The 17,269-nt window shown below is 70.6% G+C and carries 18 protein-coding genes; 10 read left to right on the forward strand and 8 right to left on the reverse strand.

All coding sequences use genetic code 11. The features are described from left to right. Positions 1–178: 178 nt before the first annotated feature. Genes BIU99_RS11955 through BIU99_RS11965 form a run of 3 tightly spaced genes read right to left on the reverse strand, consistent with a single transcriptional unit; the run spans position 179 to position 4,802 of the window. Entirely contained in the window at positions 179–1,147 is a 969-nt protein-coding gene (locus BIU99_RS11955; protein WP_071261401.1) for an NAD(P)-dependent oxidoreductase, read from the reverse strand. Beyond that, on the reverse strand, positions 1,144–3,822 hold the full coding sequence (locus tag BIU99_RS11960) for an alpha/beta fold hydrolase (protein ID WP_371263799.1): 2,679 nt from the start codon (positions 3,820–3,822) through the stop codon (positions 1,144–1,146). The genes BIU99_RS11955 and BIU99_RS11960 overlap by 4 nt, the downstream gene beginning before the upstream one ends. Then, on the reverse strand, positions 3,816–4,802 hold the full coding sequence (locus BIU99_RS11965) for a 3-oxoacyl-ACP synthase III (RefSeq protein ID WP_064295813.1): 987 nt from the start codon (positions 4,800–4,802) through the stop codon (positions 3,816–3,818). The genes BIU99_RS11960 and BIU99_RS11965 overlap by 7 nt, the downstream gene beginning before the upstream one ends. Positions 4,803–5,054: 252 nt before the next feature. Between BIU99_RS11965 and BIU99_RS11970 the strand changes: the two genes are divergently transcribed. Then, positions 5,055–6,281 (forward strand): pyridoxal phosphate-dependent aminotransferase, encoded by a 1,227-nt coding sequence (locus tag BIU99_RS11970; protein WP_064295812.1) that lies wholly within the window; start codon positions 5,055–5,057, stop codon positions 6,279–6,281. Positions 6,282–6,313: 32 nt separating this feature from the next. On the opposite strand, the gene BIU99_RS11975 is transcribed toward BIU99_RS11970, so the two are convergent. After that, on the reverse strand, positions 6,314–6,982 hold the full coding sequence (locus BIU99_RS11975; protein ID WP_071261402.1) for a YitT family protein: 669 nt from the start codon (positions 6,980–6,982) through the stop codon (positions 6,314–6,316). Between the two features lie 91 nt (positions 6,983–7,073). On the opposite strand from BIU99_RS11975, the gene BIU99_RS11980 reads away from it, so the two are divergent. Beyond that, entirely contained in the window at positions 7,074–7,565 is a 492-nt protein-coding gene (locus BIU99_RS11980) for an Lrp/AsnC family transcriptional regulator (protein ID WP_071261403.1), read from the forward strand. Here the strand turns inward: BIU99_RS11980 and BIU99_RS11985 are convergent. Further along, a complete protein-coding gene (locus BIU99_RS11985) occupies positions 7,554–8,789 on the reverse strand; it encodes an MFS transporter (RefSeq protein ID WP_217634994.1) in 1,236 nt (411 codons plus the stop codon). The genes BIU99_RS11980 and BIU99_RS11985 overlap by 12 nt on opposite strands. A gap of 82 nt (positions 8,790–8,871) precedes the next feature. On the opposite strand from BIU99_RS11985, the gene BIU99_RS11990 reads away from it, so the two are divergent. After that, positions 8,872–9,186, forward strand: a complete 315-nt coding sequence (locus tag BIU99_RS11990; protein ID WP_064295809.1) for a helix-turn-helix transcriptional regulator — start codon at positions 8,872–8,874, stop codon at positions 9,184–9,186. Between the two features lie 99 nt (positions 9,187–9,285). Next, a complete protein-coding gene (locus tag BIU99_RS11995) occupies positions 9,286–9,603 on the forward strand; it encodes a hypothetical protein (protein ID WP_064295808.1) in 318 nt (105 codons plus the stop codon). A gap of 284 nt (positions 9,604–9,887) precedes the next feature. Here the strand turns inward: BIU99_RS11995 and BIU99_RS12000 are convergent, their stop codons facing one another. Beyond that, entirely contained in the window at positions 9,888–10,409 is a 522-nt protein-coding gene (locus tag BIU99_RS12000) for a MarR family winged helix-turn-helix transcriptional regulator (RefSeq protein WP_064295985.1), read from the reverse strand. A 131-nt stretch (positions 10,410–10,540) separates the two neighbouring features. Between BIU99_RS12000 and BIU99_RS12005 the strand changes: the two genes are divergently transcribed. The 4 genes from BIU99_RS12005 to BIU99_RS12020 are packed head-to-tail and all read left to right on the forward strand — an operon-like array spanning position 10,541 to position 12,396. Further along, positions 10,541–10,843, forward strand: coding sequence for a hypothetical protein (locus tag BIU99_RS12005; RefSeq protein ID WP_071261404.1), 303 nt, complete (start codon positions 10,541–10,543; stop codon positions 10,841–10,843). Between the two features lie 7 nt (positions 10,844–10,850). Then, positions 10,851–11,402 carry an RNA polymerase sigma factor gene (locus BIU99_RS12010; RefSeq protein ID WP_064295806.1) on the forward strand — a complete coding sequence of 184 codons (552 nt, stop codon included), beginning with the start codon at positions 10,851–10,853 and terminating at the stop codon, positions 11,400–11,402. Then, positions 11,399–12,013 (forward strand): hypothetical protein, encoded by a 615-nt coding sequence (locus BIU99_RS12015; RefSeq protein WP_071261525.1) that lies wholly within the window; start codon positions 11,399–11,401, stop codon positions 12,011–12,013. The genes BIU99_RS12010 and BIU99_RS12015 overlap by 4 nt, the downstream gene beginning before the upstream one ends. Further along, entirely contained in the window at positions 12,013–12,396 is a 384-nt protein-coding gene (locus tag BIU99_RS12020; RefSeq protein WP_064295805.1) for a hypothetical protein, read from the forward strand. Before BIU99_RS12015 ends, BIU99_RS12020 begins: the two co-directional genes overlap by 1 nt. A gap of 6 nt (positions 12,397–12,402) precedes the next feature. Here the strand turns inward: BIU99_RS12020 and BIU99_RS12025 are convergent, their stop codons facing one another. After that, a complete protein-coding gene (locus tag BIU99_RS12025) occupies positions 12,403–13,341 on the reverse strand; it encodes a DMT family transporter (protein ID WP_064295804.1) in 939 nt (312 codons plus the stop codon). Between the two features lie 72 nt (positions 13,342–13,413). Between BIU99_RS12025 and BIU99_RS12030 the strand changes: the two genes are divergently transcribed. Continuing rightward, positions 13,414–14,337 (forward strand): LysR family transcriptional regulator, encoded by a 924-nt coding sequence (locus BIU99_RS12030; RefSeq protein WP_071261405.1) that lies wholly within the window; start codon positions 13,414–13,416, stop codon positions 14,335–14,337. 90 nt (positions 14,338–14,427) lie between these two features. Beyond that, a complete protein-coding gene (locus BIU99_RS12035; RefSeq protein WP_071261406.1) occupies positions 14,428–15,609 on the forward strand; it encodes an alcohol dehydrogenase catalytic domain-containing protein in 1,182 nt (393 codons plus the stop codon). An 84-nt stretch (positions 15,610–15,693) separates the two neighbouring features. Here the strand turns inward: BIU99_RS12035 and BIU99_RS12040 are convergent, their stop codons facing one another. Further along, positions 15,694–17,130 carry a glucose-6-phosphate dehydrogenase gene (locus BIU99_RS12040; RefSeq protein WP_083397320.1) on the reverse strand — a complete coding sequence of 479 codons (1,437 nt, stop codon included), beginning with the start codon at positions 17,128–17,130 and terminating at the stop codon, positions 15,694–15,696. Between the last annotated feature and the right edge of the window lie 139 nt (positions 17,131–17,269).

Consider the following 17,269-nt stretch of genomic DNA (forward strand, 5'->3'; position numbering starts at 1 on the left):
GCCCTTCCGACGACACAGACCAGGCCCAGCACGTACCATGATGCGTACCGGGCTCCCTCGCCCGGGTGTGGCCCAGACCCCGCCGCCGCTTGAGCCGGCACTCGGGTGCCTGGACCGCGGCGGCGGGGCTGGGACTGCGCATCGGTGACCGCCCCCAGGCCGCACCGGCCGGCCGGAGTCAGGCGCGGTAGTGCGTGGCCAGGCGTTCGAGGCCCTCGTCGATCGAGACCGTCGGCTTCCAGTGCAAGGCCGCGCGGGTCTGTCGCTGGTCGAACCAGTGCGCGGTCGACAGCTGCTCCGCGAGGAAGCGCGTCATCGGCGGCTCATCGGCGCCGGGGCGGATGCTCCACAGGCGCTCGACGAGCCCACCGGCAGCTCGGGCGACGCCGGCGGGGACACTGAAGGCGGGCGGCTTCACGCCGGCAGCACGGCAGATACCCGCGAGCAGCTCGCCGACCGGACGCGGCTCACCGTTCGTCACCACGAACGCACGACCGTGTGCCGTCTCCGCGTGTTCGAGCGCCGCCGCGATGGCCGAGGCCGCGTTCGCGACGTACGTGCTGTCGATGAGCGCGGTGCCGTCGTCGAGCAGGGGCAGGCGGCCGCGGCGCGCGCGATCCACGATGCGCTCGACGAGCTGCGGGTCACCCGGACCCCAGACGAGGTGCGGCCGCACGACGACGACCGCGAAGCCGCGGCGGTCCCGCGCGAGGGCGAGCAGCTCGCCCTGCGCCTTCGTGCGCGCGTACTCACCGCGAGCCGCGCCCGGATCGGCCGGTTCCGCACCGACACCAACGAGCGCCGAGCCACCGTGCGCGACGGACGGCGAGGAGATGTGGACGAACCGCGAGACGCCTGCGGTCTCGGCCGCGTCGAGGACGACCTCGGCCCCGGCGACGTTGACGCGTTCGAACTCCGCCGGGTCACCCGCCAACGAGACCTTCGCGGCCAGATGCACGACCGCGTCGACACCGTCCATCGCCGACTCGACGACGGCTGCGTCGGTGATGGATCCGCGCACCTCCTCGACGTCGGTGAGTGCCGACGGTCCACGCTGCAACACCCGGACGCGATGTCCGCCACGGAGCAGCTCGAGGGCGACCTCGCGGCCGAGCATGCCGCTCGCACCGGTGACGAGGACGGTCACGGGGTGCTCAGCCGTTCACCGGCCAGGATGCCTTCCGCCCACACCGACAGGCGGGTGCGGTCGATCTTGGAGTTGTGTCGGATGTCGGTCGGCAGCTCGGGGACCACGAAGACGGCGACGAGCGGCTGCGGTGAGGCGTCGCGCACCTGCCCTGCGAGCTGGGCCTCGGCGAGCTGGACCCGCTTCGTACCCGTGGTGGTCTCGACGATCGCGACGCACTGGCGGAGACCCTCGGGACCGACGCCCACGACGGCGGCGCGGCGGACGAGCGTCACCGTCTCGATCGCCTGCTCAGGTCCGACCGGGGCGATCGGTCCGTCCTGGGTCGCGATCACGTGCGGCAGACGGCCCTCGATCCAGAGGCGGCCATCGGCGTCGAGATGCCCGACGTCGCCGGTGCGGTGCCAGCGCCCGCCGTCGGCGACGTCGCGGACGGCGGCCCGGTCGGTCAGCCAGAGCCGGTCGTACTGCGACTTGAGGTGCTCGGCCGAGATGATGACCTCGCCGAGGCGGTCCGCGTCCTGCGTCGGCGCACCGGTGGCGCGTCCGGCCTCGTCGAGCGGGCTGATGCGCACGTCGACCCCGCCGATGGGCGTCCCGACGCACACCCCCGTGTGCTCGGTGTCCTCGTCGGGCAGCGTGTCGAGGGTGATGTCAGAGACGAGCAGACACTCGGTCATGCCGTACACCGCGTGTGCGGACGCGTTGGGCAGGACACCCACGAGTGCCGTGAGGAGCTGGCGGCTGACGGGTGCGCCCGTCGAGAGCACGGTCCTGACACCCTGGAGCGCCTGTCGGTCCCCTGCGTCGAGCGCATCGGCGGTCGCGACCACGTTCAGGATGGCGGCCGGCGAGAGGAAGACGATGTCGGCGTCCGTCTCGGCCACGGCGGCAGCGACCGCTCGAGCGGTGAGTGTCCGGGGCGCCGAGATGTCCATCTCCGGCGTCGAGGAACGGGCTCCGAGCGCCGGGCCGAGCAGCGCGAACGGCGCGAACCCGGTGACGAGCCCCGAGTCGGCGGTGATCGAGAAGTGCTCCGAGAGGACGTCGCGCAACGACGACAGCTGAGCATGGGTGTACTTCACGCCCTTCGCCGGGCCGGTCGATCCCGAGGTGTAGAGGATCGCCGCGAGGTCGGTCGGGCCGGGTTCGCCGGGCAGCTCAGGCGTTGCACGGGCGTCGAGCAGGTCCTTGAGACTGTGCGAGACGCCGAGGGCCGTCGCGGTCGCGCCAGGAAGGCGGGCCGCGGAGATCTTCACACCCGGCCAGCCGAGCGCACGAGCGGCGGCGAGGCCCTTGGTCTCGCCGATGACGTAGGCGGGCCACGCGCCTCGGACCGCACGGTGGAGGCCCTTGACGCCGAGACCGGCGTCGGCGACGACCACGACCGCGCCGATGCGCAGGCAGGCGTAGATCACGGCGGTGAGCGTTGCGCCGGGCGTGACGAGCAGGGACACGCGGTCGCCGCGCCGGACGCCGATGCGGTGCAAGCCGGCGGCCAATCGCGTCACGCGGTCGTCGAGCTGCTTCCAGCTGACGCGACGGGCCGCACCCGAACCGCGCTGTTCGACGATCGCATCGCTGTCGTCGGTGCGTCGCTCGTCCAACCGCCGCCAGAGCGGTTCGAAGTCGGGCTGCTCGGTCGCAGCGGCAGCGGACTCCACAGGCGTCGCTTCGACCGGCGCGCCCTGCGGCAGCCGGTCGTCGAGCCAGGCGAGCAACGACTCGGCGACCGGGGCGTCCTCGATGACGAGGTGACCCGCGCCGGCGAAACGGTGGACCTCGGCGTGCGGGAGGCGGTCGGCGAGGTCGTCGAGGTAGCGGTCGCTGAAGATCGGGTCTCGCGGACCCCACAGCATGAGCGCAGGGACGCGGAGCTGGGCGACGTCGTCGGCGAGGCGCTCGAGGCGCGGGAAGCTGACATGCTCCGGGGTCGCCGGGATGTCGGCGACGAACGCACCGATGCCGCGGCGTCGCGCAGGAGCGGAGTAGGGGCTGCGGTACGCGTCGCGGACGTCGCGATCGAGCGGCGGGGACGCGAGCGACAGCGTCGTGTCGAGGAAGGCGGTCGTCTGCACCGAACCTGCGCCGAGCATGCCGCGAGCGCCGGCGAGCCGCAGTGGCGCGGGGATCGGGGTGCCCTCCGGGTGGTGCACGGCCGTGTTGAGCAGCATCGACCCGACGAGGAGCTCAGGATGCTCGGTGGCCCAGCCGAGGGAGATGACGCCGCCCCAGTCGTGGCCGAGGGTGACGACGGGACCGGTGAGGCCGAGCGCGTCGGAGAAGGCTGCGAGGTCGGCGATCCGCTGTTCGAGGGTGCGGGTGATCTCGGTCCGCTCGGACCAGCCCATCTCGAGCTGGTCGACGGCGACGACGCGCCAGGCGGTACCGCCGGCGTCGGCCTGCTCGACGGACCGGGTGATGAGCGAGCGCCAGAGGTACGACCAGGTCGGGTTGCCGTGGACGGCGAGGACGGTGCCGGCCGGCTCGACACCGGCTTCGCTGAGCGCCTCGGCGGTGTCGAGGTAGTGCCAGTTCCTCGTCACGCCGTCGTCCGCCAGCCGACCGGGGACGTCGATGCGGCGCGAGTACCGCGCGGGGAGGCCGGGCAGACCGGCGGCGCGCACACCCATGGTCCGCAGGCCGACGTTCGCGGCGACCGTACCCGCTACCACGCGAGTTCCATGAGACCGGTGTTCAACCCCGAGCCGACGCCCATGAGGAGGACGCGGTCGCCCTTGTTCAGTGTCGACTGCTGGTCGGCGAGGGTGATCGGGATGGAGGCCGGTCCGACGTTGCCGAGGTAGGGATAGGTGACCGGTACGCGACTGCGGTCGAGCGAGGCGGCCTTCACCATGGAGTCCGTGTGGATGGACGACACCTGGTGGGTGATGTAGCGGTCCATCTTCGACCACCGCCACGAGTCGCCGGCGGCTTCCTTCCACGCGGAGACGACGAGGTCGAGCCCGCCCTTGAGGAGTGCTCGGGCATCGGTGAACATGCCGTCGACGCTGCCGACGCAGAGGTGGTTGAACTCCGTCGCCGCGCGGGTGACGCCGCCGAGGATGCGGTGCCCCTCGGGGTGGCGGTCGGCCGGCCCGATGACGGCGGCGGCGGCCCCGGAGCCGAGGGTGAGGGAGGCGAACTCGCTCATGAAGTCGTCGCGGTCGATGGTGCTGCCACTGAGCCGCTCGATCGTGTTGGCGTGCACCTCGCTCGCGTCCTCGCCGTTGACGATGAGCGCGTACTCGATCTGGCCGGACTCGATCATCGCGGCCGCCATGGTCATGCCGGTGACGAAGCCGAGACAGGCGTTGGCGATGTCGAAGTTGATGGCCGAGCTCGGCAGGCCGAGGCCGTCGTGGATGCGGACGGCGACGGAGGGCTCGAGGTGCTGCCGCGTCACCGAGGTGTTGATCATGAGCCCGATCTGCGAGGGCGAGATGCCGGCCTCGGCGAGCGCGCGGCGACCGGCCGACACCGTGGCGTCGTCCGAGTTCTCGCCGGGTCCCCAGTGGCGTCGCTCGACGACACCGGCGACGCGTCGCAGGATGCCCTTCGGGAGGCGGGCGCGTTTCATCGCACCCGCGAGACCTTCTTCGATCTCGACCGAGGTCACCACTGCGGACGGCAGCGTGCTCGCCACCGACAACATGGCCACATTGTCGAATCGGGTAGTTGCGTTTCCGGTCACGATTCCTCCGTGCCTCTGACCAGGCAGTCTTGACCGCCAGCGTCTGACGGTACTCCTTTACCCTGAACGTGGACGAATCGTGTCCCCGTTGTTGACAGCGGGTACCCAGCCCGACAGCGTGACTCGGGCTCGCCGAAGCGCCGGCGCAGCCAGGAGCCGCGATCCTGCAATCGGCACTGCCACGCGCGCAGGTCGCCGCAGTAGCCTGTGGGGATGACCACCCGCCGCACCCTCGACCAGTCCTCCAAGCTGAAAAGCGTCCTCTATGAGATCCGGGGGAAGGCCCTCGTCGAGGCCGTGCGTCTCGAGGCCGACGGGCACCGCATCCTGAAGCTCAACACCGGCAACCCCGCCATCTTCGACTTCGAGGCACCGCACCAGATCGTGCGCGACATGATCGCCGCGCTCCCCCACTCGCACGGGTACAGCGACAGCCGCGGCATCCTCTCCGCGCGCCAGGCCGTCTCCTACCGCTACGAGGAGATGGAGGGGTTCCCCCGCGTCGACCCGGAGTGGGTGTTCCTCGGCAACGGCGTCTCCGAGCTCATCACGATGACGATGCAGGCCCTCCTCGACGACGGCGACGAGGTCCTCATCCCCGCGCCCGACTACCCGCTGTGGACCGCGATGACGAGCCTCGCGGGTGGCACGCCGGTGCACTACCGCTGCGACGAGGAGGCGGACTGGGCGCCCGACATCGAGGACATCCGCTCCAAGATCACGCCGAACACCAAGGCGATCGTCGTCATCAACCCGAACAACCCCACGGGTGCGGTGTACTCCCGCGAGGTGCTGGAGCAGATCGCCGGGGTCGCACGCGAGCACGGGCTGCTGCTGCTCGCCGACGAGATCTACGACCGCATCCTGTACGACGACGCCGTCCACATCCCGATGGCGACCGTCGCCCCCGACCTCCTCTGCCTCACGTTCAACGGCCTGTCGAAGACCTACCGGGTCGCTGGCTACCGGTCCGGCTGGCTCGTCATCACGGGGCCGCGTGACCACGCGCGCGGCTTCCTCGAGGGCATCACCCTCCTGGCGTCCACGCGTCTGTGCCCCAACGTGCCGGCACAGCACGCCGTGCAGGCGGCGCTCTCCGGCGTGCAGTCGATCGACGCCCTCATCGCGCCGAGCGGTCGCCTGCTCGAGCAGCGCGACGCCACCTGGGCCGGTCTCAACTCGATCCCGGGCGTCTCCTGCACCAAGCCGATGGGTGCGCTCTACGCCTTCCCGCGCCTCGACCCGGAGGTCCACGAGATCCACGACGACGAGCTGCTCGTCCACGATCTGCTCGTGGCGGAGCACATCCTGCTCGTCCAGGGCACGGGCTTCAACTGGCCGGATCCCGACCACCTGCGGGTCGTCACACTGCCGGAGGAGCGCGTCCTCACCGACGCGATCGAGCGGCTCGGCAACTTCCTGTCGTCCTACAAGCAGTAGGCGCAGCGGGCACGCACTCGGCGTCCGGCCTGCTACACCCCGAGGTACCGGCCCGGCCGGTGGTTCAGCGCGAGGATGAGGTTCAGCAGGACCGCGCCGAGCGCCGAGACGAGCACGTTGAGCGGCGGCACGGCCACGAGTGACACGAGCACCACCACGGTGTCGACGGCCATGAGCACGTAGCCCGCGCGGACACCGAACCGGTCCTGGAGGATCAGCGCGACGATGTTAAACCCACCGAGACTGGCTCGGTGTCGGAACAGGATGAGGATGCCGACGCCGCAGAGCACGTTGCCGACCACGGCCGCGTAGAACGGGTCGATGTGCCCGACCGGCAGGAACAGCGGGTGCACCCCGGACAGGACGGACACGAGCACGATCGCGCCGCCGCTCCGCAGCGTGAACACCCAGCCCTTGCCGCGGATCGCGAGCAGGAAGAACGGCAGGTTGATCGCGATGAACAGCACCGGGAACGGCACGGGTGCGAGGTAGCTGACGAGGAGCGACAGGCCGGCCGTCCCGCCGGTCACGGCCGATCCCGCCTTCAGGATGAACAGCCCGAACGACACCACGGTGACGCCGACGAGCAGCCCGAGGATGTCCTCGACCACCCCGTGTCGGAGCGGAGACGGCGCCGGGGCAGGTGTGGAAGGAGCCGGCTGCGCGCTCGACGTCGCGGTGCTCGGCTGCTGGGTGCTCATTCCGCCAACGATGCGTCAGCTCATCGTGTTGCGCAACACGAGTAGAGTGCAGTGGTCATCGTGCTCGATTCCCAGCCTGAGAGTGAGCAATATGCCTCATCCCGCGACCATCGACCACCTCGACGCGCGCATCCTGACCGCGCTCGACGACGACCCGTCCATGACAGCGCTCGCCCTTGCACGCTCCCTCGGCATCGCGAGGAACACCGTCCACGCTCGCCTGCGCCGACTCGAGACGAGCGGCGCACTTGGCGCTCCGAGTCGCCGGGTGCGACTGTCGGCGCTGGGCTACCCGCTCACCGCGTTCATCGAGATCTCCATCCGGCAGGACCTCGCGAACGAGGCCTACGCGGCCCTCGAGTCGATCCCGGAGATCGTCGAGGTGCACGCGACCACCGGAGACGCCGACCTCTTCGCGAAGGTCGTCGCGCACGACACGGAGGACCTGCACCGCATCGCCGGCGTGCTACTCGCGGCTCCGGGCGTGGTCCGGACGAACACGAAGGTCTCGCTCATCGAGGTCATCCCCTACCGAGCGTCGACCCTCCTCGATCGCCTCGCCGAGGGGCCGTCAGCGGGCTGAACGAGCACGCACCACGGCGGCCGTGCCCGCGGCGATCGCGACGACCGTGCCGTAGCCGAGGACCGTGGCGTGGAGCCCGATGGCCGAGGCGAGGAGACCCGCGATGACGGCCGGGACCCCGAAGGACAGGTAGGCGACGATGTACAGCGCGGCGAACAGCTCCGCGCGTTCGTCGGCGGGCGCGAGCGGGACGAGTGAGGCGATCGTGCCCATGAACGCCGTGCCGAACCCGGTTCCGGCGATCACGACGGCGACCACCGCGATCGGGAGCGACCCGAGGATCAGGGCGACGAGCAGGAGCACGGTCCCGGCGGACAGTGCGGAGGCGCCGTAGACGGCCGCGACGACGGGTCGGCGACGGTGCAGCACCGCGGCGGCGACGGCCCCCGCGGCCGGCAGCAGCCCGATGAGCAGTGCCCCGCCGAGCTGGCCGTCCACGCCGAGCTCCGTGTGCATGATGCTCGGCCCGAGGGAGAGGAACAGGCCGCCGGTCGCCCACCCGCCGAGGACGATCGGGATGCTCACGACGAACAACCGTCGGGCGTCGACGGGGACGGCTGCGCGTGGTCGGATGGCACGGGCCCATCCGGGAGCGCGGGCGGAGGTCTCCGGCACGATCCAGATGGACACCGCGATGAGCAGGTAGGCGACCGCCAGCGGCAGGAACGTCCAGCTCGACGGATCGGCGACCGTCTGCAGGAGGACGCCCGCGAGGATCGTGCCGGAGGCGAGACCGATCATCGGCGCGATGGCGTTCAGGAGGGTCGCCGCCCGTGGTCGCTCGGGCGGGGCCAGATCGATGATGGTCGCCGACAGAGTCGAGAGCAGCGCCCCGCTGGCAAGACCTTGGAGCACGCGCGCGAGGTACAGCAGCGCGCCGGAGTCGACGTGCCACAGCAGCAGCATGCTCGCGGCGAGCACGACGAACCCTGCGGTGATCACCGGGCGGCGTCCGAGATGGTCCGAGACCGAACCGATCGTGAGGAGTGCGACCAGCAGGGCGAGCGCGTAGGCCGAGAAGGCGATGGTGACGCCGATCGGGCCGATGCCGAGCCGCTCCTGGAGCTCCGGGTAGAACGGTGACGGAGCGCTGGCGCCGGCGAGCATGAGCGTGCTGCCGAGCCCCGCGAGGACGAAGCCGAAGCGACGGCGAGGCAGCACCGCCGCGCCGGCGGCCGCGGAGGGCACGGGTCGGGTCGGGGGTGACGGGGTCGTCGTCTGCACGGGTGGGCATCCTTTGGTTCCAAAAATGTCGAACGATTGGACGATACGCGCTTTCCGCGGATTGTTCAACTATTATCGAACCATGCCTGCACCCGCCGATCTCACGCACCCCGACCGCGAGGCGATCGAGCTGCCGGCCGTGCTCTTCGCGCTCAGCGATCCCGACCGGCTCGAGATGGTGCGGCAGCTGCGGGACGGCCCGATGGACGCTGCGAACTGCACCGCCCTCGACCCCACGATCCCGAAGTCGACGAAGTCCCACCTCATGAAGGTGCTCCGCGAGGCCGGCGTCATCAGGAACGAGCCGAACGGTCGCCACCGCACACTCACCCTGCGGCGCGACGACCTCGACACCCGGTTCCCGGGCCTCCTCGACGCCGTCCTCGACGCCGACTGACCGGCACTCCCACCCCTCGGGTTCGCAGCCCGTGGACGGGAACTGCCAGAATTGTCGGCGCGGTGATCCACCGCACACAGGGACAGGGGGCTGGGGAACATGGGAACGCTGCGATACGGGAACGAAGCACTCGAACTCGAGGACCGGACCCTCGCCCACGTGCAGATGGTCGTCGTCTCCAAGCTCCGCAAGGGTGAGGCGTTCCTCCTCTCGTGGACCATCGACCCCGCACACGGCTCGGGCCGCTACGCGATCTGGATCGAGACCGGCGTCCCCATCGTCTTCCGGTTCACCGGTTCCCGCCCGGTCTCGCTCAACCGCGCCTGGTTGCAGGCCATGCTCGACCGCACCTACACGCCGGCGGGGCTCGAACTCATGCCGGAGACCGACTACCCGGAGCTGGCCGCCGACAACTGAGGCGCGGCAACCGGAACGACCGCGAGTAGCACAAGCGATCCGACCGTTCAAGCATCGGCCGTCCGACACGTGCTCGATTACCATCGGATCATCGAAGGTCGGGGACTTCTGAGAGTCGGCTCGAGCGGTGCCTGGAGGGCCCGCAGCGCGCGGTCGAAATCGTCGAAGACATTCGGAGGCGGGTCACACGGATCAGACCGTGCGGCCCGCCTCGCTGTTTCACATGAGGCCAGGTGGAGCCGGCCGAGTGGCCTGCCGGCTCATCGACGGCTCGGCGCCACCGTTCAGTGCTGCGGCTGCCCCTCGGGCTCGGTGCGATCGATCGAGTCGACGGCCTCGCGCATGCGGTCGAGGAAGTCGACGATGCCGGCCGCCATCTCGGGGTCGATCCCGGTGGTGGCCTCCATCATGCGGTGGTGCATGTGACTGAGCGTCTTGCGGACCTCGGCGTCGGCGAAGTCGGTGGTCGAGACCGTGACGCGACGGCGGTCGGTCTCACTCGGCTGCCGGACGACGTGACCCGCCGCTTCCAGGCGGTCGAGCATGACCGTGACCGACGAGGTCTTGATGCCGAGGTAGGCACCCAGATCGGTCGGACTGACCAACCGGTGCTCCTGCTTGGCCCGCAACATGAAGCGCAGGGCCAGCAGATCGTTCTCGCCCATGTGCATCTCGTCGCGCGTGCGACGACGCATGGCGGCCTCCGCCGCGCGGTACAGCCGCATGGCTTCGAGGATGTGGCGGCCGCGCTCGTGCTCGTCCTGCTCGTACCAGTAATGCTGCGCTTCAACGGCTTGGGCGGTCATGAAGTTCAACAGTAGTGGTTCTCGTAACGAGTTTGTCTAGCGGAGTCCGAATCGCAATGTCAAGTGGGGTACATGCAGACGCATGAATCGCTAGATTCTCTAACAACACGACAGTTGAGCAAGGAGAAGTCATGAGCACGGTGTTGGAGCGAGGCACGACGACCACGGTCGCCTGGGCTGAGCCGGACGCGACCCTCTGGGTCGCCTCGATCGACGGCGAGTACGCCGGCATGGTCGAGTTCCGGGACGGCCGCTTCGTCGCCGCCTCGAGCACCGGTAAGGACCTCGGGGTCTTCGTCTCCCTGCTCCGTGCCAAGGAGGCGGTGGAGAACGGCCCGGCGAAGACGCTCCAGTTTCCGTACGTCGCCACGGTCGCCGCGTCCGCGATCGTGTCCGCGACCGCCGTCGCCTTCACCGCGTTCGCCGTCCTCTAGCCACACCGTGAAGCGCTCGCTCGAGGTCCTCTCGGACGGCATCCTCGCCGAGCGCGCGGCCGACGGAGACGTCACCGCCTTCGAAGTCCTCGTCTTCCGGCACGGTTCCCTCATGCGCGCCTACGCCGTCCGCGTGCTGGGCAACCAGTCGGAGGCGGAGGACGTCGTACAGGACGTCCTCATCCAGGCTTGGGGTCAGCTGGACCGGCTGAACGACCCGAACGCGGTGAAGTCCTGGCTGATGCGCATGGTCTCGAACCGGGCGATCGACCGCATCAGGCGCCGCCGCGAGCACAGCGAGATCGAGGATTGGAATGCACCCGCCCCGTCCCATCAATCCCCGGAACGGGTCGTCGAGGTGCGCATGCAGATGAGCGCCCTCGCTTCGGTCCTGGACCGACTCCCCGCCATGCAGCGTGAGTGCTGGATGCTCAAGGAGACGGGCGGGCTGTCGTACGTCGAGATCGCCGAGTCGCTCGGGGTCCCGGCGTCGACGGTGCGCGGTCAGCTCGCGCGGGCCAGACAGACCGTCCTGCGGGAGATGGAGGTGTGGCGATGAACGACGACGACGAGTCCATGCTCGACGGCCTGGCCGGCGCCGACCTCGACGGGCACACCATCGACGAGCTCTCCGACTACCTCGACAGCGGCCGCGAGCCCCTCGACCCCGACATCGAAGCCTCCCCCGGCTGCCAACTCGCCCTCGACGCCCTCCTCCGGCTGCGCACCCAGACCTGGGCGCTGCTCAAGTCGGAGGCCGCGACGCACTCCGAGCAGGACCGCTCCTGGATGCACGCGGTGCTCCAGAACATCTCGCTCGAGGCGCACGCCGGTCGGGACATCCCGCTCAGGCATCCGGACCCCGAGGTGCACCTGCGCATCACGGAAGGTTCGGTCCGCACCCTGATCCGCGGGGTGGGTGACAGCGTCGGCGGGGTCATCGTCGGTCGCGTCCGCCTCGACGGCGATGTGACGACCCTGGACGCGCCCATCACGGTGGCGATCACCGCCTCGGCCGCGTTCGGCAACAACCTCGAACGACTGTCGCAGCTCATCCGGGATTGCGTCGTCGCGGAACTCTCCACGCACACCGAACTCAACGTGGTCGCCGTCGACGTCACGATCATCGACATCCACACGCAGCGCGTCGCCCGGCCGGAGGACTCCTGATGGACACCGATGCCGCACTCTCGCAGCAGCTCACCGCCGTCGTCGCAGCGACACCGGGGGTCACCACGGTCTACGCGACCGGGTCGCCGATCCGTGTGGTCCTGCGGACCGTCGCCGATGCGGTCGGTCCTGACGACGAGGAACCCGCGAAGGTGGCCGTCGGTCGCGAAGCAGACGGTGCGCTGACGATCGGCGTGACCATCGGCGTGACCGACGGCGCTCCGGTGCCGGCGACCCTCCGCCTCGTCGGCGATGCGATCCGCGGGGTGCTCGCGACGTCGAGGGAGGGGACACCGATCCATGAGATCGACGTCCGCGCCTGCCGGATCGAGGACACAGCACCGCTGGGAACGCCGTTCACCGGCTCGGCGACCACGCTGTAGACCCCGTCAGACGGGCGCCGGCTCCTGCTGCGCCGTGGGTGCCGTGCCGGTCGTCCGCGCACGGTGGCGACGTTCGATCGCCTGGCCGACATAGCTCGCCACGATGATCAGCGCCGCACCGAGCACACCGAGCGGGCCGATCACCTCCCCCGCGATGAGCACGCCGACGAGGAGCGCCCAGACGGGTTCCGTCCCCATGAGGATGCTCGCGCGCGAGGCCGAGGTCCGCCGCACCGCCCACAGCTGGACGACGAAGGCGAACACGGAGCACAGGAGGCCGAGGAACAGCACGTCCAGCCATCCGCGCACGTCGAGCCGGGTGACGGCCGCGGCGAGCCCGTCACCGGCGATGAGGCTGAACGCGCCGGCGCACACGAGCATCTGGACGAAGACCACGCCGAGCGTGCTGTCGGTGCGGCCTCGGGTCAGGTGCGCGCTCGACGTCACGTGCACCGCGCGGACGACGGCGGCGGCGATCACGAGCGCGTCACCCGCGGTGGGTGCGCGGAGGCCGCCGTCCGACACGAGCAGCGCGACACCGACCACGGCTGCGACCGCGGCGACGAAGTAGGACCTCGGGAGCCAGGACCGCGAGGCGACACCGTCGAGCACCGGCGTCATGACGAGCGCGAGGCTGATGAGCAGCCCGGCGTTCGTCGCCGAGGTCAGGTGTACGCCCCACGTCTCGAGGCCGATGATCGCGGCCTGCGAGCAGCCGAGTGCCGCCGCGATCAGCAGGCCCCGTCCGCGCGGCAGGCGCTCCCGCCGCACGAGGCAGATGAGCCCGATGGCGATCACCGCCGCCAGGAAGCGCAGGGCGACCGCGGCCGGCACACCGGTGACGGCCGCGAGGTCCTTCGCCGCGAGGAAGCTGGCGCCCCAGACCGCTGCGACCCCGACGAGCAACACGTCGACGATGAGTTCGGAGGGTGCGCGGCGAGCCATGCCGCTACTCTCCAGGAGACGGACACGACAGAACAACGGCCAGTGTCTGGATCGACGATGAAGGAATCACTTATGGATCCTGCCCGCCTCCGGCTCCTCCGCGAACTCGGCGACCGCGGGAGCGTCGCTGCGGTCGCCGCGGCCATGCACGTCAGCGCCTCGGCCGTGTCGCAACAGCTCGCCGCGCTGCAGGCCACCATGCCGGTGCCCCTCACCGAGAAGCACGGGCGTCGACTCGTCCTCACCGAGGCCGGCGAAGCCCTCGCCATCGCCGCCGCGCGCGTGGAGGAGGCACTCGCCGAGGCCAGGGACGCCGTGGACTCCTTCCTCCAGCACGAGCAGCGCCCCGTGAGCGTCTCCGCGTTCCACAGCGCTGGGCTGGCGTTCTTGGGACCGCTGCTCGCGGGCGGTCCCGTCCCCGGAGTCGATGCGACCGGTCCGGTTCCGCGGCTCCTCCTCGCCGACGCCGACGTCGCGCAGGACCGCTTCGCCGGTCTCACCGCCGACTACGACCTCGTCATCGCCCACCGCCTCCCGCACGAGCCGGCGTGGCCGCTCGACCGCCTCGTCGTGACGCCGCTGCTCGTCGAGCCCCTGGACATCGCGATGCACGAGACGCATCCGCTGGCCGCACAATCGGAGGTACGGCCGGAAGATCTGCGGGACGAACGCTGGATCTCGACGCACGAAGGGTTCCCGCTCGCCGGCGTCCTCCACCATTTGGGCGCTCTGAGCGGACGGGCGCCGCGGATCGACCACCGCATCAACGAGTTCTCGGTCGCCGCCCAGGTGGTCCGCACCGGAGCTGCGATCGCCGTCATGCCGCGCACCACGGCGGCGCCGTTGGCCGTCGACGGCATGATCCTCCGACCGGTCGCCGGCGCGGTCCTCGCCCGGCACGTCGACGTCCTGGCCAGACCGGAGGCGATGGCGCGGTCCGCGGTCCGGTCGGTGCTCGCCAGTCTCCAGCGCGTGGCCGCCGACGCGGCACGCTGAGCTCGTATCAGCCCTCCGACGAGACGTCCACCCCCAGTCGCCCGACGCCAGGGAGGCGCAGGGTGGACGGACAACGACGAAGGAGCATCCATGCGCGCACTCACGTACCAGGGTCGCCGGTCGGTGTCGGTCGAGACCGTCCCGGACCCCGCGATCACCGCCCCCACCGATGCGATCATCCGTGTCACCTCGGCGGCCATCTGCGGCTCCGACCTCCACCTCTACGAACTGTTCGGCCCGTTCCTCGACCGCGGTGACGTCCTCGGCCACGAGACGATGGGTGTCGTCGAGGCCGTCGGCTCCGAGGTCACCCGCGTCGCGGTCGGCGACCGGGTCGTCATCCCCTTCACCATCGCGTGCGGCGAGTGCTTCATGTGTCGCAACGGGCTGCAGTCGCAGTGCGAGACGACCCAGGTGAAGGAGCACGGCAGCGGCGCCTCCCTGTACGGCTACACGAAGCTCTACGGCCAGGTGCCGGGCGGACAGGCCGAGTTCCTGCAGGTCCGGCTCGCAGACGCGAACTGCATCGTCGTCGGTCGCGACCTGCCCGACGAGTCCTACCTCTACCTGAGTGACATCCTCCCGACCGCCTGGCAGGGCGTCGAATACGCCGGGGTGCCGGACGGCGGCTCGATCACCGTGCTCGGCCTGGGCCCGGTCGGCCAGCTCGCGGCTCGCATCGCCAAGCACCGCGGTCTCGAGGTCTTCGCCGTGGACCCGGTGCCGGAGCGCCGTGCCCTCGCCGAGCGCCACGGCATCCGTGCCCTCGACCTCTCGGACGACCTGGTCGCGGAGCTCCGCGACGCCACCGGTGGACGCGGCCCGGACGGGGTCGTCGACGCCGTCGGCATGGAGGCCCATGGGTCACCGATCGCGGCTGCGGCACAGACGGCCGTCGGCGTGCTGCCCGACGCGCTCGCGCGACCGGCCATGGAGCACGCCGGCATCGACCGGCTCGCCGCCCTGCACACCGCGCTCGAGCTCGTCCGCCGTGGCGGCGTCGTGTCCCTGAGCGGCGTCTACGCCGGTGAGGCGGACATCATGCCGATGAAGTCGATGTTCGACAAGCAGGTGTCGCTCCGGATGGGTCAGTGCAACGTCGCCCGCTGGATCCCGACGCTGCTCCCCCTCGTCGAGGACAGCACCGACCCGCTCGGCGTGCTCGACCTCGCGACCCACCGCGTGCCGCTCGCCGAGGCTCCGGCGATGTACGAGACCTTCCAGAAGAAGGAGGACGGCTGCATCAAGGTCGTCCTGAAGCCGTCGGCGTAACCGCCCACTGTACGAAACGACCCGCGCCGATCATTCGGCGCGGGTCGTTTCGTGTCAGGCGGTCAGCAGTGCGTCAGAGCCCGGTCACCAGTCCGTCGGACCGGCGCTCCCCGCCTCGTACTCCTCGAGCGGCGTCTCGCCGGCGGCCCAGGCGGTGACGACCGGGGTGACGATGCGCCAGCACTGCTCGGCGATGTCGCCGCGCACCGACAGCAGCGTGTTCTCCTGCAGGAGGCCGGCGAGCACCTGCGCGTAGGCGCTCAGGGTCGCGGCACCAGGGTCCGCCTCGAGCTCGACCCGGCGCAGGCCGTCGACGTCATCGGCCCCGGTCACGATGAGGTCGAGGTGCACCGCACCGCCCTTGAGTGACATCCGGAGGACGGTGTCGGCGTGTCCGTCGGGAGCGTCGAGCCCCGTCGGCGCGGCCGAGCGGCGGAAGTGGACGGCGACCTCGCGGCGCGGGCCGCCGATCCCCTTGCCGGAGCGCAGGACGAACGGCACCCCCTGCCAGCGCGGGGTGTCGACCTGGAGCAGGAGCTGTGCGAGCGTCTCCGTCTCACGGGAGGCGTCGACGTCGGGCTCGTCCACATAGGAGGGGAAGAGCCGGTCGCCGACCCGACCCTCGGTGTACCGGGCGCGACGGGCGGTCGACGGGTCGTCCTTCCACAGCCGGACGGCGCCGAGGACCTCGGCGATGCGGTCGTGGACGTCGGTCGGCGTCACCGCGTCCGGCCGCTCCATCGCGGTGAGCGCGAGGACCATCAGCAGGTGGCTCTGCAGCATGTCGCGGAGCGCGCCGGTCTGGTCGTAGAACGCCGCACGACCCTCGAGCCCCAGCTCCTCGTCGTAGAGGATCTCCACCTTCTCGATCTGTTCCGCGTTCCAGCCCGCCTCGAGGAGTCGGTTGCCGAAGCGGAGGCCGAGCATCCCGAGGACGGTCGCGTTGCCGAGGAAGTGGTCGATGCGCCACAGACGCTCCTCCGGCACGACGTCGGCGAGCGCCGCGTTGAGCGCCTGGGCGTCGGCGAGGTCGTCGCCGAAGGGCTTCTCGATGGCGATGAGGAGGTCGTCGGGCAGGTCGATCTGCGCGAGCGCCTCGGCGACCTTGCGCCCGGCGGACGGCGGGAGCGCGATGTAGAGGATCGGTGAGCCGGTGCAGGCGTCGAGCAGTGCACGCAGTTCGTCGGGGTCGGAGGCGTCGGTCGGGATGAACTCCGTCGTCGACACCAGCGCGTCGACGGTCCGGGCCCCGATCCCGGCGTCCTCGAGGCTGGCGCGGACGGTCGCACGCCACTCCTCGTTCGGCTGCGGCGTGCGGGCGGCACCGATGATCTGTAGCGAGATGTCGCGTGCGGCGTCGACGACCTCGCCGAGGCCGGGGATCAGGAGCCGCTTGGCCAGGTCGCCATTGGCACCCAGGATCGCGATGGTGCGCTTCGTCGGTTCCAGCGACTCCGCGTCCGGGATGCCGGGTACGGTGTCGGGATCGGGCTGGGTGGTGGTGTCGGACTGGTCGCTCATGGTTCCATCCTGACCGAGCGCCGGAGGATCGTCGTGGGGTTGCGCACGCCCGCACCCCGGTCACCGAGCCCCACTCGGTCACCGAGCCCCACTCGGTCACTGAGCTTGTCGAAGTGCAGGGACCGGAACGCCGCCCGCG

Source organism: Plantibacter sp. MMLR14_011, assembly GCF_001865025.1.
GTDB classification, from domain to species: domain Bacteria; phylum Actinomycetota; class Actinomycetes; order Actinomycetales; family Microbacteriaceae; genus Plantibacter; species Plantibacter flavus_A.